A 14250-nucleotide genomic window follows, 5' to 3' on the forward strand; every position below is an offset into this window, starting at 1 on the left:
CCCCGCGCGGTCAACCGGCCTGGATCTCCCCGCCCGTCGGCGCCAGCGTCTCCCCCGTGTAGTACGACGACAGCCGCCCACTGGCGAAGAACACATAGGAGGGCGCGATCTCGTCCGGATCGGCCGCCCTGCCCATCGGCGCCTGCTCCCCGAAACCCTCGGCCCCCTTTTCTCCGAGGGTGGCGGGGATGAGCGGCGTCCACACCGGCCCGGGCGCCACACAGTTCACCCGGATACCGCGCTCCATGAGCGTCTGCGACAGCGACAGCGACAGGTTCATCACCGCGGACTTGCTCGCCGCGTAGTCGATGAGCGTGTCATTGCCGCGCAATCCGTTGATCGACCCGGTGATGATGATCGACCCGCCCTCGGGGATGTGCGGCAGGGCCTCGCGCACCGTCCAGAACACCCCCATGACGTTCACGTCGAAGGTGCGGCGCAGTTGCTCGGTGGTCAGCTCCGTGAAGTCCTTCACCGGCTTCTGGGTGGCGGCGTGCTCGACCAGGACGTCGATCCCGCCCAGCTCCTCCACCGCCCGGCGCACCAGGTGCGCACAGTGCGCCTCATCGGCCAGGTCACCGCGCACCCCCACGGCGCGCCGCCCCTGCTCCTGCACCAGGCCCACCGTGTGCTGGGCCTCGGCGTCCTCGCTGAGGTAGCCGAACACCACGTCGGCGCCCTCCTTGGCGAAGGCCACCGCAACGGCCCGCCCGATCCCGGAGTCACCGCCGGTGATCAGCGCCCGCCTGCCCTCCAGGAGTCCGCTGCCCCGGTAGCCGCGCATCTCGTCGCGCGGCCGGGGATCCATCGGCTCGGTACGCCCCGGATAGGGCTGGCTCTGCGCCGGAGGCTGTTTCCGCGTCATCGCCGATCCCTCCCTTCCCGCGTGCCACTGCCCCGATCCCCACCGCTCACACATGGACCCCCGCAGGGTTCCGGACCCCCGCAGGGTTCACCGCCGGCGGCGCACCAGGAACGGGCCGATGGCCAGCACGTCCACGGGCGCCGACCCGAAGCACTCCAGCGCGTCCCACGGAGAATCCACCATCGGACGCCCCGGCGTGGCCAGACCGGTACCGGCCAGCACCGGCAGCCCGGTACGGCCCTCGAACTCCGCCAGCACCCGCGCGGTGAGCGGATCACTCGCCGGGGAGACCGTCTGCACCCGGGCCGTACCGTTGGCGTTGACGACCGCGGGCAGGCGCCCGCGCCACCGCCGGGCCACCCGGTGGGCGAACAGCCCGTACGGGCTCGGCAGCGGCCCGTCGAAGAAGATCTCCGGGGCCCGCTCCTGCACCACCATCGGGGACACCGGCCCGAAGGGCCCGCGGCCCGTGACCCGGCTCAGCCGGTGGAGGTTGGCGGCATCGCCCGGATGGGCCAGCAGGCAGCGGCGCCCCAACGCCCGCGGCCCGAACTCCGCCCGGCCCTGGAACCAGGCGACCAGCGCGTTGTCGGCCAGCGCCGCGGCGACCGCGGCGGGCAGGTCGGCGGAGCGCTCGAAGGCCACCCCGGCATCACACAGCAAAGCCTCCACCTCGTGCTCGTCCCAGGACCGGCCCAGGTCCGCCCCGGGCATCGGCCGCGGATCGTCCCCCGCCTTGGCCGCCGCGTACAGGGCCCCGCCCAGAGCCGTCCCGGCATCCCCGGCGGCGGGCTGCACCCACACGTCATCGAAGGGCCCATCGCGGTGAACACGGCTGTTGGCCGCGCAGTTGAACGCGACCCCGCCCGCCATCGTCAGCCGCCGCAACCGGGTCCGCTCATAGGCCCAGTCCAGAACCCCCAGGATCGTCTCCTCCAGCGCCTCCTGGACACTCGCGGCCAGATCCGCGTGCTCCTGGACGGGCTCCGCCCCCGGGTCCCGGCGCGGCGCCAGGACATCCCACGGCACCTCCAGCGCACGGGCCCGGACACGGCCCCCGCCCTCGAACCGCAGGTGCTCGCGCACCACCCCGAGCATGGAGGGCTCACCCTTGCAGGCCAGAGCCACCACCTCGTCCTCATCACCCGAACGGCCGAACCCCAGGTGCTCGGAGAGCTCCTCATAGACCAGCCCCAGCGAGTCCGGCAAAGGCTGGCGGCTCAGCACCTCCAGCCTCCCGCCCGTGGACGCACCGACCAGGTGGGAGGTCGACTCGCCCCGCCCGTCAGCGGCGAAGACCACCGCGTCCCGCCCACCCTCGAAGGGCGGCGCGGCCAGCACCGCCGAGGCTGCGTGCGCCACATGGTGGGGCACGAACACCACCCGCCGCCGGTCCAGCCCCGGCAGCGCCTGCGCGAGGAAGTGCGCCGCCCGCTCGACGTAGAACAGGCGCAGGTGCTCCCAGTCGGCGTCCTGCCCCGGACCCTCGGGGTCGGCCAGGTCGGGGTGGTAGGAGTAGGTCACCACGTCCAGGTCCGACGGCGCCAGATCGCCCTCCTCCAAACACCAGAGCATCGCCTGCACCGGCAGCTCCCACGTGGAGAACGGCACCGGGTCCTTGCCGTGCCTGCGCCGCGAGAACCTCTCCTCCTCCGCGGCCGCAACCGTACGGCCGTCCACGACCAGGGCGGCGGCCGGATCGCGAAAGACCGCGTTGACCCCAAGGACACGCATGGATTCCGCCTCCCTCCGGATCGCACCGACGAAACGATGCCCGATGCAACCAGCCGACTACCTGTGGGAACAAGCCCCTAAACATCACCGGTACGGCCACCGGACCCGGGGTTTACCCCGCACCGCACCGGCTAGTGGCCCCCTGCGGACCCGAGATTCCCGAACCGTGAGGAGAGGTACCGACATGGCCACCAACAGCATCTCCGACGTGATGACCGCACCCGTGCGCACCGTCGAGCCCCGAACGCCCCTGAGCGAGGTCGCGCAGATCATGCGCGACTCCGACCTCGGCGACGTCCTCGTCGCCGAGAACGGCCACCTGGTCGGCATCCTCACCGACCGCGACCTGGTCGTGCGCTGCGTGGCCCAGGGCGGTGACCCCGCCCGGCACACCGCCGGCGAGATCTGCACCTCCGACGTGGCCACCGTGCCCCCGCAGAGCGACATCCGCGACGCCGTCCACACCATGCGCGAAGGCGCCGTACGCCGCCTGCCCGTCGTGGACGGCGACCGCGTCGTGGGCGTCGTCACCATGGGCGACCTGGCACGGGCCATCGACCGCGACTCGGCCCTGGCCGACGTCAGCTCGGCCCGGCCCAACCGGTGAGACGCCGGCCCCGCGCACGGCGCCCGACCCCCGCCCCCGGCCGACCGCTCCCCGCCCCCGGGCGGCTTCGTCACCGCCGTCGCGCCACACGCCCCGCACCTCCCCGCACCGCACCCGCCCGCCGGTGCGCGGCGCCGCCGGCGCCACCCACCCGGCCACCGTCCACACCACCGCGGCCTAACCCGAACGCGCCACGTCCCGGTCAACCTTGGGAAAACATCCCGACGACCGCTATAGACGCCACTCGAACGGGCACGTAGAGACTGCGGGTCACTCTCCGAAGCCGCATTCACGGCGTCGAGTGACCAGGGCCGCGACGCGCTCAACACGAACAGCGCACAGCGAAGGACCGACGGCCCGTCCACAACAAGGACGCGGACCACGCACCACCGGGACTCCGCCCGGACACGGACCGCGCCGCACATCCACTCCCCGTTCACGTGGAGGGAAACACCATGCCCGCTGCCATGACCGCAACGTCCACCACCACCGGCCACGCCGTCGAGGAGGACGTCCACGGGCGCTCGGCGGAGGAGCTCCTCCAAGACCTCCGGGACCTGCCCGAAGGCCACCCCGACACGAACCTGCTCCAAGAACAGGTCCTGGAGCTGTACCGGCCCCTGCTCTACCGGATCGCCCGCCACTACAGCGGCCGCGGCGAACCCTACGAAGACCTGCGCCAGACCGCCCACCTGGGACTGGTCAAGGCCGTCCGGGGCTACGACCCCGACCGGGGCAAGAAGTTCATCTCCTACCTGCTGCCCACGGTCACCGGCGAGATCAAACGACACTTCCGCGACCACACCTGGGCGGTCCGCGTCCCCCGCCGCCACCAGGAACACCGCGGCCGCCTGCACCGTGTGAGCGTCGAGTTCCAGCAACGCCACGCCCGCGAACCCCGCACCGAGGAGCTGGCACAGGAGATGAACCTGCCGCGCAAGGAGGTCGAAGAACTCCTCCAGGCCTCCGAGGCCTACAGCACCCTGTCCCTGGACCTGCCCGACCACAAGGACGAAGAAGGCGGCTCCACCCTGGAAGAGCGCATCGGCGACGAGGACGACTCCTACGACCTCGTCCTGGAACGCGAATCCCTGCGCCCGGCCATGACCTGCCTGGACGACCGCGAACGCATCCTGCTGCGGCTGCGCTTCTTCGACGACCTCACCCAGGCCCAGATCGCCGAAGAGATCGGCTGCTCCCAGATGCACGTCTCCCGGCTGCTGTCCGCCACCCTGGGCAAGCTCAGGGAACGCGTCGACCACGACGAGCCCGAGACCGACGAGACCACCACGGCAGGCACCACGGCCTGAACACCCGGTGACCCGCCCCACCGGGGAACCCGCCTCCCTCCCCACCGGGGCCCGGCGCTGGTTCCGCCGGGCCCCGGCCTTCGAGGGCCGAGAACGCGACACCGCCGTCCTGGTCCTCAAAGCGACCCTGGCCGCCACCCTGGCCTGGGTCACCGCCCACGACCTCATGCGGGCGACCACCCCCGCCTTCGCCCCCTTCGCAGCCCTGCTGATGGTGCGGGCCACCCTCTACCGCTCCCTGCTCCGATCACTGCGCATGGTCGCCGCGGTACTGCTGGGCATCGCCCTGGTGTGACCGCACCGGCGATCCCGGCCGGCACCGGCACCGCCGTCTTCGCCCTGGCGGCCCTGGCCGCCCTGGCCATCGGACGCTGGCGCCGCCTGGGCGACCAGGGCACCCGGGTCGCCACCGCCGCCTTCTTCGCCTTCTCCGTCTTCGTCACCCTCCACAGCCCACCGGAATTCCTCACCCGGGCCGCGGAGATCCTCGCCGTCGTCCTCACCGGCTCCGCGATCGGCGTCGCCGTCAACCTCGTCCTGCTCCCGCCCCTGCGCCTGCGCGGCACCGCCCGCGGCGTCGCCGCCCTGGACGACCCCGCCCGCCTCCTCGACGACCTGCGCGAGGCCGACGAAGCCCTCACCGCCTCCACCCGGGGCCACCACTGACCCCCACGGGCCGGGGCGTACCATGTGCCTGCTCCGCGCGCTCGGTCACGACCCTGCAGGAGAAGCATGACCTCCGACCGCCCGCTCACCCGACTGGGCTTCCTCACCATCGGACTCTTCGACGAACACGACCCCGCCACCGGCCACGAGAACACCCTGCGCACGATCGAACTCGGCGAACGGCTCGGCTTCGACAGCGCCTGGATCCGCCAGCGCCACCTCCAGCACGGCATCTCCTCACCCGTCGCCGTCCTGGCCGCCGCCACCCAGCGCACCACCCGCATCCGCCTGGGCACCGCCGTCATCCCCCTCGGACTGGAGAACCCGCTCCGCCTGGCCGAGGACCTGGCCACCGTCGACGTCCTCTCCGGCGGACGCCTCGACCCCGGCGTCAGCGTCGGCCCGCCCACCCACTACGACCACATCAAACACAGCCTCTACCCCGACACCGCCGACCAGGAGGACTTCACCCACGAACGGGTCGCCCGCCTGCTCCGGTTCCTGGCGGGCGAGCCCGCCTCCACGTTCACCGGCACCGAGGGCATCGAGACCTACTCCGCCCGCGTCCAGCCCCACGCACCCGGCCTGGCCGGGCGCCTCTGGTACGGCGCGGCCGGACTGTCCTCGGTGACCCGCGCCGCCGAACAGGGACTCCACCTGCTCAGCAGCAACGTGGTGCACGGGGAGGAGGACGACGACTTCGCCCGCGTCCAGGCCTCCCACATCCGCCGGTTCCGCAAAATCCACCCGCTGGGCGAGCGCGCCCGCGTCTCCCAGGGACTGGTGGTGATCCCCACCGACGGGGCCACCGCCGAACAGAAGGCCAAGTACCGGGCCTACGCCGACGCCCGCCTGCCCCGCACCCGCGAGCCGCAGGGCCCGGCACGCATCCTGTTCGCCCCCGACCTGGTCGGCCCCGCCGAGCAGATCGCCGAACACCTGCACGCCGACCCGGCCTTCCAGCAGGTCCAGGAGGTGGCGTTCGCCCTGCCGTTCACCTTCGACCACGAGGACTACGCACAGATCCTCACCGACATCGCCCGGCGGCTCGCACCCCTGTTGGGCTGGAGGCCCGCCCGGACGTGAGAACGTGGTCCTCTCCGAGGGGTCCGCGCCCCTGGGAGAGGACCCCGCACCACGACCCGGAAAGGCGACCCCGTGCCGACCCTGTTCACCCGCATCATCGAACGCGAACTACCCGGCCGCTTCGTCTGGGAGGACCCGGTGGCGGTCGCCTTCCTCACCATCGCCCCCCTCAACCCCGGCCACACCCTCGTCGTCCCCCGCGCCGAGGTCGACGACTGGACCACCGCCGACCCCGACCTGCTCGCCCACTGCACCCGCGTGGCCCAGCACATCGGACAGGCCGTCAAGAAGGCGTTCGACTCCCCGCGCGCCGGGTACCTCATCGCCGGACTCGAAGTCCCCCACCTGCACATCCACGTGTCACCGCTGTGGAGGCTCCAAGACCTGGACGTCACCGACGTGGCCGTCGAACAGGACCAGGACGCCCTCGAAGACGCCGCACAGAAGCTGCGCCGGGCACTGACCGAACTCGGGCACCCCGAGGCCGTCACCCCCCACTGAGAAACACGACTTCTCAATCGGTCCACAATCACCTGTTGGACAACAAGACGCAGGTGAGAGCAGAGTGGAACCCGTCGCCCACCGGCGACACACCCACACCGGCCACACCAGAAAGCCCGCACGATGACCTACGTCGCCGCACCCGAACGCTACGACGGCACCATGCTCTACCGGCGCACCGGCCGCTCCGGCCTGGACCTGCCCGCGCTGTCCCTGGGCTACTGGCACAACTTCGGCGACGACCGCCCCTTCGAGACCCAGCGCGCCATCGCCCGCCGCGCCTTCGACCTGGGCATCACCCACCACGACCTGGCCAACAACTACGGCCCGCCCTACGGCGCCGCCGAGATCAACTTCGGCCGCCTCATGCGCGAGGACTTCACCCCCTACCGCGACGAGATGGTCATCTCCACCAAGGCCGGCTGGGACATGTGGCCCGGCCCCTACGGCCAGGGCGGCGGCTCCCGCAAATACGTGCTGGCCTCCCTCGACCAGTCCCTGAAGCGCATGGGGCTGGACTACGTCGACATCTTCTACTCCCACCGCCTGGACGGCTCCACCCCCCTAGAGGAGACCATGGGGGCGCTGGACACCGCCGTACGCCAGGGCAAGGCCCTCTACGTCGGCATCTCCTCCTACGACGCCGAACGCACCCGCCAGGCCTACGGGATCCTCCGCGACCTGGGCACACCGCTGCTCATCCACCAGCCCTCGTACTCGATGCTCAACCGGTGGATCGAGACCGAGGGGCTGCTCGACACCGTCGGCGACCTGGGCGTGGGCGTCATCGGATTCACCGCGCTCGCCCAGGGACTGCTCACCGGCAGGTACCTGGACGGCGTGCCGGAGGGGTCGCGGGCCACCCAGGACAAGTCCTTCGACACCGGATGGCTCTCGCAGGAGACGCTGGGGCACCTGCGGGCGCTCAACGACATCGCCGCCGGGCGCGGACAGACCCTCGCGCAGATGGCGCTGGCCTGGGCCCTGCGCGACCCGCGGGTGACGTCGCTGGTCATCGGGGCGTCGTCGGTGGCGCAGCTGGAGCAGAACGTGGCGGCGCTGGGGAACCTGGAATTCACCGACCAGGAGCTGGCGGCGATCGACGGGCACGCGATCGACGGCGGCGTGGACCTGTGGCGCGAGGCCCGCAACGGCACCCTGTAACGGAGGGGCCGGGGCGGCGGGATCGGAGAGCCGCCCAAGTCGGGAACCGCCCAGGTGGGGGCGGCCGCGCCGGTCACGGACCGGTCGGCGCGGCCGCCCCGCACAGCGTACCGACCTCGACGGCGGCGCGGCGGGAGGAACCGGGTGCGGGGCATGTCGGAGCCGATGATCACCGGGGTGTCGCGGTCGCGCACGAGATCCCGGGAGGGGCGAGTGCCCAGCGGTCCGACGCCGCCGGCGGCCCCGGGCAGGAGGCGGGGGCGGCGGGCTCGGCAGGTCCGCCGCTGCGAGCCGCCGGGGCGGTGAGGCGGTGGGGCTGTGGGTCAGCGGGCCACGGAGTACAGGAGCGCGGACCACTCCACCGGGTCGAAGGAGAGATGTCCGGCCTCGCGGTGCCGGGTGTCCCGGACGTCCGCACCACGGGCGCCCTCCCGGACCTCCACGCAGTTGCCCTCACAGTTGCTGTAGGTGCTCTTGCGCCATTCGCCCATTGATATCCCCTTCGCGCTCTTTGGCAGCTTCGACCTACTTGTACACCTTGCTTCCCATTGAGCGACAGAACACCCCTGCATCCGCACAGGAGCCGAACGACCTCGAAAACCGCACGCAGGGTCGGCCCCGGCCACCGCACACCCGCGCACAGCCGAGGTCCGGCACGATGGTGTCCCACCCAGTGGTGCGACTTTCCCGGTGGTACGGCTTTCCCGGCCCTGTTCCCACGGACGCACGCCGACGGTATCCGCCGGACCGGTGCGCCGCCGTCTCCGGCGACACCTCCGTCCCGGTCGGCGGGCCTCCACCCCGATCGGCGGGCCGCCAACACTCGATGGCCCGCCAACCCCGGTCGGCCATCGCTACGACCCGCAAGAATGCGCCCGCCCGAAAGTCACACCACTCCAGAGGACATGACCTCCGGCATGGCAACCGGGCCGGGTCCCCGGCCCCGAGCCCACGGCGGGCAGACGAGAGGTCCCCGACCCTGCCCCTCCCCCACCACCGGAGCCCGCGCGGCCCGGCTCACTCCTCGGCCTCAAGGATCCGGCGCAGCGTGCGACGACCGATCCGACTCATCGGCGGATTGCTGTCGCGGTAGTACCGGACCAACCCCAAAGCCTGCTCGAACGCCCACGCCCGCCCCCGATCCCACTCGGCGTCATCGACCCCCAGCGCCTCCCGGAACACCAGCCGGGGACCCGCCTCCAGCACATCCCAGGCGCACAGCAGATCCAGCGCGGGATCGGCCGGACCCAGACCACCCACGTCCACCACACCCACCAGGCGCCCCTCCCGCACCAGCAGATTGCCGGGCATGAGATCCCCGTGCGTCATCACATCCGGCACGCTCCCCCGCGGTAGATCACGCAACCGCTCCTCCCACAACCGCCGCAGCCGGGACACGTCCACCATCCCCTCCGAACGCTCCAGGCAGGTGCGCACCCAACCGTCGTGATCGGCGATGCGGCCCCCGCGCCCCGACCCGGCGAACACCCGCCCCCGGGTGTCGATCGCACGCACACCCCGCACGAACTCGGCCAGATCCACCGCGAAACCGACCCCGCCCCCGGCCTCGACCCGGTCGGCGGGCACCCCGGACAACCGCGTCTGCACACTCCACGGCATCGGGTACCCCTCCCCCGGCGCACCGATCGCCACGGGTTCGGGGGTCGGGAAACGAGTGCGGCCCACAAGCTCCCGGGCCGCCTCGGCCTCGTCCTTCAGGGCACGGAGCGCCACCTCGGGATCCGCCGGCTGTAGAGGGAACCGGGCGACGAGCTCCTCCCCCACGAGGAACACCGCGTTGACCGTGCCCCCGGGAAGGACCGGAACGAGCGGCAGCCCGGCCCAGCGCGGAAACCCGTCGGCGATGAGCCGCGCGGCGGTCTCCGGGGTGACGACGAGCTGATCCCTGTGCATGCGCATCGGCCCAGTCTGACCAACCGCCACCCGCAGGGCACCCGAATTTCCACACCTCCCCGGACGGCGCGGCACCCACCACCCCGCCACCCGCTTTTCCACGCCCCCGGTCGGCGGAGCACCCGCCACCCCACAGGCCGCTACTTCACCACCCGGTACGTCACATGCGTCACCCCGGTCGCCGCCCGCGACTCCACCTGCTCCAGACCCAGCGGCCCGACGCCCTCGAACAACCGCGTCCCGGCACCGAACACCACCGGCGCGATGTGCAGCCGCAACTCATCGATCAGCCCCGCGGCCAGGTACTGGTTGACCGTGGTGGCCCCACCCTGGACCGCCACATCCCTCTCCCCCGCGGCCTCACGCGCCCGCTCCAGCGCGGACCCGATCCCGTCGGTGACGAAGTGGAACGTGGTGCCGCCCGCCATCGGCTGCGGATCACGCCGATGGTGGGTGAGCACGAACACCGGCGCGTGGAACGGCGGATCCTCGCCCCACCACCCGTTCCAGTCCCGATCCCACGCACCGCGCACCGGACCGAACATGTTCCGCCCCATGATGAACGCCCCGGCCGCACCCATCCGCGCGAGCTCGGCCCGGTTCTCCTCCGGGGTCTCGAACATCCAGGCGTGCAGCTTCGCCCCCGAGCCATCACCGCCGTCGTCACCGAACGGCCGTTCTTCGCTCTGGCCGTGTCCGGCCGAACAGCCGTCCGCCGAGATCGAGAGATCACAGGTCACCTTGGACATCGCCGCACCCTCCTCCGCCGGAGCCACCGCACCCGCGAGTAGAGCGGAGCGGGACGGCCCGGACACCGATGACTCGACACCGAACACGATCATCCCCCCGACCACCGACGAACCGCCACGACCCCGGCAGGGCACCCGCGGTGCACGCCTGCACGCACCCGCAGCCGCGCCCGCAGCCACAGCCACAGCCACAGCCACAGCCACAGCCACAGCCGACACTCGCGCACGGCCGATACACGACCGGCACACGAACCCGGGCCTTCCCGGACTCTGGGCCCCGGACCCCGGACCCGCGGTTCCCCGGACCTACCTCGGGGCCGTCGACCCCCGCGAACGGCAGAGCGCCCCGGAGCGCACTGCCCCGAGGCGCCCTGGGAGGATCACGGAGAACCCCCGGACGAAGTCCGCCGTTCCCTCAACCGGACTGCCCGGCGAGGGCCTCGTCCAACTCCCCCGACCTCTCCGGGCACACGTGCTCGACGTTCACCCTGCGCAACGCGAGGTCGGCCTCATCGGCGGCGCTCATCGTGGTCGCCAGCGCGAACACACCCTTCTCCTCGGCACAGATCTGTTCGGCGGAGCTCTGGATGTCCGCCCACGTCTTGTCGGTGATCTGATCCCTGCCCAGGGCCGCGGCCGCCGCGGCCCTGTGCGCGTCCTCACCGGACGGGGATCCGCACCCGGTGAGCAGGAGAACGGCCGCGGCCGCGGTCGGGAAAAGCGTTCGCGTCATCATGGGGGATGCCTCTCAAGAGGGCGCCGGAGCGGGCAGCGCGAAAAACTGATGCCCATCAGTGTGCAGCACACCACCCGAAGTCCGAAGTTGGGGGTCACGTGGCATAGGCCTCAATTCCCGTACACACGGACTTCACCCGGAGAAATCGACCAGCCCCCGCACCCACCGGTGCCCGACAGGCCGCCCCCGCAGGTGCACCGTCCGCCCCGGCGACGATGCGAACGCCTCGGCCCGACAGGCCGACCCTCACCCGTACAGGACTCACGACCCCCGCGAACACCCCGGCTCCGCACCTCCCCACGCGCACGGCTCCCGCCGAAGTGGACACCGCCCGCGAACCACGACCGCCCCCGGCCCGCCTCACTCACGCAGGGCTACCGCCGAACAACCCCGGCGCACCCGAGCCGACCACAACCTCCCCAGGCATCACGCGATGTCGAGGGCCCGGCCGGCGACGAGCCGCGCACCGGTCGACCCCACCTCCCCGGACATCACACGGCGCCGGCCTCCCCGGCTCACCCCACCTCTCTCCGGCCGGCGGACGCCAGCACCCGGTCCACGAGGTCCTCGACGAACTCCTCCGTCGCCGGCCGGGCCTGGAACGCGCCCCGGGCGAGCACCCCGCCCACCAGCAGCGCCAACGACGGCTCGACGTCCTCCTCCGGCAGGTGCGACCGCAAGACCCCCTCCAACGACCGGGTCCCCGCCGCGTAGAGCCGCCGACGCAGCTCGTCCACCTCAGGATCGTTGCCGGCCCGCTCCAGCAGCCCCCCGAACACCCGGTCCAGGTGGCCCCCGGCCAGGTCCTCGGCGAAATCGACGAGCCCCCGCACCAGATCGGCCCGCAGGTCGCCCGTGGGCTCCGGGTGGTCGGCCTCGTCGCAGATCTTGCCGATCGACGCCCGCATCAGGTCCAGGCGTGTCGGCCAGTGCGCGTAGACGGTCGCCTTGGAATAACCCGCCCTCTTGGCGACCTCCGCGTGGGTGACCACGCTCCACCCCTCGGTCACGAACAGCTCCGTGGCCGCTTCGACGACATCGCGCCGGGTCCGCAGGACCCTCGGGTCCACGCCGTCCGGCTCCTTCGTTCCCATGGTGGTCGATCCTACCCACGCTCTCACACACCCAGATAGTTTCTGAACGACTTGTACAGTAACTGCCCCATGAGCTATTTTTTAAACCAGGCGGACGAAACCACCCCCGACACCCCTGAACACCCCGACACCCCCACCGAACAGCCGCGGAGAGGCCACCATGAAGACCGGACCCCGACAGCACCCGACCCCCACGACCCGGCCCCGGGCGCTCCACGCCGTGCTCTGGGCCGCCCAGATCCTCCTCGCCCTGGTCTTCGTCGGCGGCGGCATCTGGAAGCTCACCACCCCCATCGCCGAACTCGCCGAGGTCTTCCCCTGGGTCGGGCAGACCCCTCCCGCGCTGCTCTACACCACCTCCGGGTTCGACGTCCTCGGCGGCCTGGGCGTCCTGCTCCCCGCCCTCACCCGCATCCAGCCGAGACTGACCGTCCTGGCCGCCCTGGGCTGCGTCGCGCTCCAGGCGTCCGCCATCGCCTTCCACCTCTCCCGGGACGAGACGGACGTGGCGTTCAACGTCGTGCTCATCGCCCTCGCGGCCTTCGTCGCCTGGGGCCGCCACACCAGAGCACCCATCACGCCCCGCTCCTGACACCGGAACCCGGCATACTCCACGTGACCGACCCGACCCCGCCGCCCACCCACGGGAGCCCGCCCATGCCGCGCATGACCGACCTGCTGACACCCGGCCTGCCCGCCGGGATCACGCTCCCCGAGCCCCTGACCCGGGCCTGGGCGTGGATGGAGGCGCAGGGCTTCGGGCTCACCAACGAGCACGGCCACTTCCTCACGCCGTACCCGGGCGACCGTCAGCTCGGCGTCGTGTTCTCCCCCGGCGCGAGCCTGACCGGGTGGTTCGAACCCGGGGAGCCCGGCCACGACGACCTCGTCCCGCTGGGCGAGATCGCCGGTGACGGCAGCCAGTGCCTGCTGTGGAACGACTCCGGGACGACACGGTTCGTCGCCCTGGGCTCGGACGGGGCCGCGTTCCTGCTGGCCGACTCCGCCATCGACTTCCTGCGACTCATCGCGATCGGATACACCGACATCGCCTATCCCGAATTCCTGGCCGAACCACCGGACGAGGAGGACGCGGTCCAGGCCCTCGCACCCTTCCGGGCCTGGGTCGAGGCGGAGTTCGACGTCGAGGTGCCCGAGCACTGGCGGGCGGCCGACCCCGACCCCTTCGACAGCTGGATCGCACACCTCAAAGACCGGTAGCCGCGACCACGGCCGACGGCCGTCCTTCGGCCGCCCGAGGGAACGGGTACCGGGCTCGGAGAGTCCATCCGGTGGTCCCGGGGACGAGATCGTCAGTGTGTGAGGAGTATCCAGAACCCCTACCTTTACGACATAGATTTCCCCAAAGCCACCGTGCCGACACCCGACCGACCGCGAGGCATCCGACGATGGCGTCCCACCGAGTGGTGTAACTTTTCCCGCCCTGTCCTCACGGATGCGCGTTGCCGACGTCCGCCCGGTCGGTGTCCCGCCGCCTTGGGCGGTCCCCCTTCCACCACGGTCGGCGGGCCCCAGCACGTGATGGCCGCCAGGTGTCAGCCACCTATCGCGATGACCTGCAAGGAGACACCCGCGCGAAAGTTACACCGCTCCGGGGGACATGACCCGCCAGGACACACGCCGGGGTATTCAGACCGCCCTCCCAACACACGAGGAAACCCCGGGCGCAGGGAACACACCCCGCCTCCGCGCCCGGCAGCACACGGGAGGCCCCGCACGCCGAGGACACACGTCGGGATGTTCGGGCCACCGCCGACGCACGGAGAAACCCCTCACCCCGGGAACACACCCCCGCCCGAACCG

The 14250-nt window shown here is 71.8% G+C and carries 16 protein-coding genes; 9 read left to right on the plus strand and 7 right to left on the minus strand.

Annotated features, from left to right (window positions below; all coding sequences use genetic code 11):
* Nucleotides 1–10: 10 nt before the first annotated feature.
* Together ACJOT3_RS03955 and ACJOT3_RS03960 are read right to left on the minus strand one after the other, a co-directional pair.
* Nucleotides 11–865, minus strand: coding sequence for an SDR family oxidoreductase (locus ACJOT3_RS03955; RefSeq protein WP_406968854.1), 855 nt, complete (start codon nucleotides 863–865; stop codon nucleotides 11–13).
* Nucleotides 866–952: 87 nt separating this feature from the next.
* Complete coding sequence (locus ACJOT3_RS03960) at nucleotides 953–2599, minus strand: carbamoyltransferase family protein (RefSeq protein ID WP_406968856.1); 1647 nt, start codon at nucleotides 2597–2599, stop codon at nucleotides 953–955.
* A 184-nt stretch (nucleotides 2600–2783) separates the two neighbouring features.
* Between ACJOT3_RS03960 and ACJOT3_RS03965 the strand changes: the two genes are divergently transcribed.
* From ACJOT3_RS03965 to mgrA, 7 genes are all read left to right on the plus strand, one after another.
* Nucleotides 2784–3206: a CBS domain-containing protein gene (locus tag ACJOT3_RS03965; RefSeq protein ID WP_406968858.1), complete on the plus strand. Its 423-nt coding sequence runs from the start codon at nucleotides 2784–2786 to the stop codon at nucleotides 3204–3206.
* A gap of 467 nt (nucleotides 3207–3673) precedes the next feature.
* Nucleotides 3674–4516: a SigB/SigF/SigG family RNA polymerase sigma factor gene (locus ACJOT3_RS03970; RefSeq protein WP_406968860.1), complete on the plus strand. Its 843-nt coding sequence runs from the start codon at nucleotides 3674–3676 to the stop codon at nucleotides 4514–4516.
* A gap of 7 nt (nucleotides 4517–4523) precedes the next feature.
* Nucleotides 4524–4811, plus strand: a complete 288-nt coding sequence (locus ACJOT3_RS03975) for an aromatic acid exporter family protein (protein ID WP_406968862.1) — start codon at nucleotides 4524–4526, stop codon at nucleotides 4809–4811.
* Nucleotides 4808–5182 carry a hypothetical protein gene (locus ACJOT3_RS03980; protein ID WP_406968864.1) on the plus strand — a complete coding sequence of 125 codons (375 nt, stop codon included), beginning with the start codon at nucleotides 4808–4810 and terminating at the stop codon, nucleotides 5180–5182. Before ACJOT3_RS03975 ends, ACJOT3_RS03980 begins: the two co-directional genes overlap by 4 nt.
* A 66-nt stretch (nucleotides 5183–5248) precedes the next feature.
* Nucleotides 5249–6268: an LLM class flavin-dependent oxidoreductase gene (locus ACJOT3_RS03985; RefSeq protein WP_406968866.1), complete on the plus strand. Its 1020-nt coding sequence runs from the start codon at nucleotides 5249–5251 to the stop codon at nucleotides 6266–6268.
* A 72-nt stretch (nucleotides 6269–6340) separates the two neighbouring features.
* Nucleotides 6341–6769 (plus strand): HIT family protein, encoded by a 429-nt coding sequence (locus tag ACJOT3_RS03990; RefSeq protein WP_406968868.1) that lies wholly within the window; start codon nucleotides 6341–6343, stop codon nucleotides 6767–6769.
* 123 nt (nucleotides 6770–6892) lie between these two features.
* Complete coding sequence (gene mgrA, locus ACJOT3_RS03995) at nucleotides 6893–7933, plus strand: L-glyceraldehyde 3-phosphate reductase (protein ID WP_406968870.1); 1041 nt, start codon at nucleotides 6893–6895, stop codon at nucleotides 7931–7933.
* A gap of 323 nt (nucleotides 7934–8256) precedes the next feature.
* Here mgrA and ACJOT3_RS04000 read toward each other — a convergent pair whose 3' ends face one another.
* The 5 genes from ACJOT3_RS04000 to ACJOT3_RS04020 form a co-directional block, all read right to left on the minus strand.
* Nucleotides 8257–8424, minus strand: coding sequence for a DUF397 domain-containing protein (locus ACJOT3_RS04000; RefSeq protein ID WP_406968872.1), 168 nt, complete (start codon nucleotides 8422–8424; stop codon nucleotides 8257–8259).
* A gap of 526 nt (nucleotides 8425–8950) precedes the next feature.
* Nucleotides 8951–9853 carry an aminoglycoside phosphotransferase family protein gene (locus ACJOT3_RS04005; protein WP_406968874.1) on the minus strand — a complete coding sequence of 301 codons (903 nt, stop codon included), beginning with the start codon at nucleotides 9851–9853 and terminating at the stop codon, nucleotides 8951–8953.
* Nucleotides 9854–9987: 134 nt separating this feature from the next.
* Nucleotides 9988–10596 (minus strand): dihydrofolate reductase family protein, encoded by a 609-nt coding sequence (locus ACJOT3_RS04010; RefSeq protein ID WP_406968876.1) that lies wholly within the window; start codon nucleotides 10594–10596, stop codon nucleotides 9988–9990.
* A gap of 415 nt (nucleotides 10597–11011) precedes the next feature.
* On the minus strand, nucleotides 11012–11329 hold the full coding sequence (locus ACJOT3_RS04015; protein WP_406968878.1) for a hypothetical protein: 318 nt from the start codon (nucleotides 11327–11329) through the stop codon (nucleotides 11012–11014).
* Between the two features lie 518 nt (nucleotides 11330–11847).
* Nucleotides 11848–12426: a TetR/AcrR family transcriptional regulator gene (locus ACJOT3_RS04020; protein ID WP_406968880.1), complete on the minus strand. Its 579-nt coding sequence runs from the start codon at nucleotides 12424–12426 to the stop codon at nucleotides 11848–11850.
* Nucleotides 12427–12586: 160 nt separating this feature from the next.
* Here ACJOT3_RS04020 and ACJOT3_RS04025 point away from each other — a divergent pair, with 160 nt between their 5' ends.
* Entirely contained in the window at nucleotides 12587–13018 is a 432-nt protein-coding gene (locus ACJOT3_RS04025) for a DoxX family protein (protein ID WP_406968882.1), read from the plus strand.
* Nucleotides 13019–13041: 23 nt separating this feature from the next.
* The gene (locus ACJOT3_RS04030; RefSeq protein WP_406968884.1) at nucleotides 13042–13647 is read left to right on the plus strand and encodes a hypothetical protein; all 606 of its coding nucleotides are present in this window, start codon (nucleotides 13042–13044) and stop codon (nucleotides 13645–13647) included.
* Nucleotides 13648–14250: the final 603 nt, after the last annotated feature.

The sequence above is a fragment of the Nocardiopsis protaetiae genome, assembly GCF_045446735.1.
GTDB lineage: Bacteria > Actinomycetota > Actinomycetes > Streptosporangiales > Streptosporangiaceae > Nocardiopsis > Nocardiopsis protaetiae.

What these genes read in the sequence shown, in the direction of transcription:
- ACJOT3_RS03955 (WP_406968854.1), bottom strand. Translation starts at nt 865, where the DNA reads ATGACGCGGAAACAGCCTCCGGCGCAGAGCCAGCCCTATCCGGGGCGT.
- ACJOT3_RS03960 (WP_406968856.1), bottom strand. Translation starts at nt 2,599, where the DNA reads ATGCGTGTCCTTGGGGTCAACGCGGTCTTTCGCGATCCGGCCGCCGCC.
- ACJOT3_RS03965 (WP_406968858.1), top strand. Translation starts at nt 2,784, where the DNA reads ATGGCCACCAACAGCATCTCCGACGTGATGACCGCACCCGTGCGCACC.
- ACJOT3_RS03970 (WP_406968860.1), top strand. Translation starts at nt 3,674, where the DNA reads ATGACCGCAACGTCCACCACCACCGGCCACGCCGTCGAGGAGGACGTC.
- ACJOT3_RS03985 (WP_406968866.1), top strand. Translation starts at nt 5,249, where the DNA reads ATGACCTCCGACCGCCCGCTCACCCGACTGGGCTTCCTCACCATCGGA.
- mgrA (WP_406968870.1), top strand. Translation starts at nt 6,893, where the DNA reads ATGACCTACGTCGCCGCACCCGAACGCTACGACGGCACCATGCTCTAC.
- ACJOT3_RS04000 (WP_406968872.1), bottom strand. Translation starts at nt 8,424, where the DNA reads ATGGGCGAATGGCGCAAGAGCACCTACAGCAACTGTGAGGGCAACTGC.
- ACJOT3_RS04005 (WP_406968874.1), bottom strand. Translation starts at nt 9,853, where the DNA reads ATGCGCATGCACAGGGATCAGCTCGTCGTCACCCCGGAGACCGCCGCG.
- ACJOT3_RS04010 (WP_406968876.1), bottom strand. Translation starts at nt 10,596, where the DNA reads ATGTCCAAGGTGACCTGTGATCTCTCGATCTCGGCGGACGGCTGTTCG.
- ACJOT3_RS04015 (WP_406968878.1), bottom strand. Translation starts at nt 11,329, where the DNA reads ATGACGCGAACGCTTTTCCCGACCGCGGCCGCGGCCGTTCTCCTGCTC.
- ACJOT3_RS04020 (WP_406968880.1), bottom strand. Translation starts at nt 12,426, where the DNA reads ATGGGAACGAAGGAGCCGGACGGCGTGGACCCGAGGGTCCTGCGGACC.
- ACJOT3_RS04025 (WP_406968882.1), top strand. Translation starts at nt 12,587, where the DNA reads ATGAAGACCGGACCCCGACAGCACCCGACCCCCACGACCCGGCCCCGG.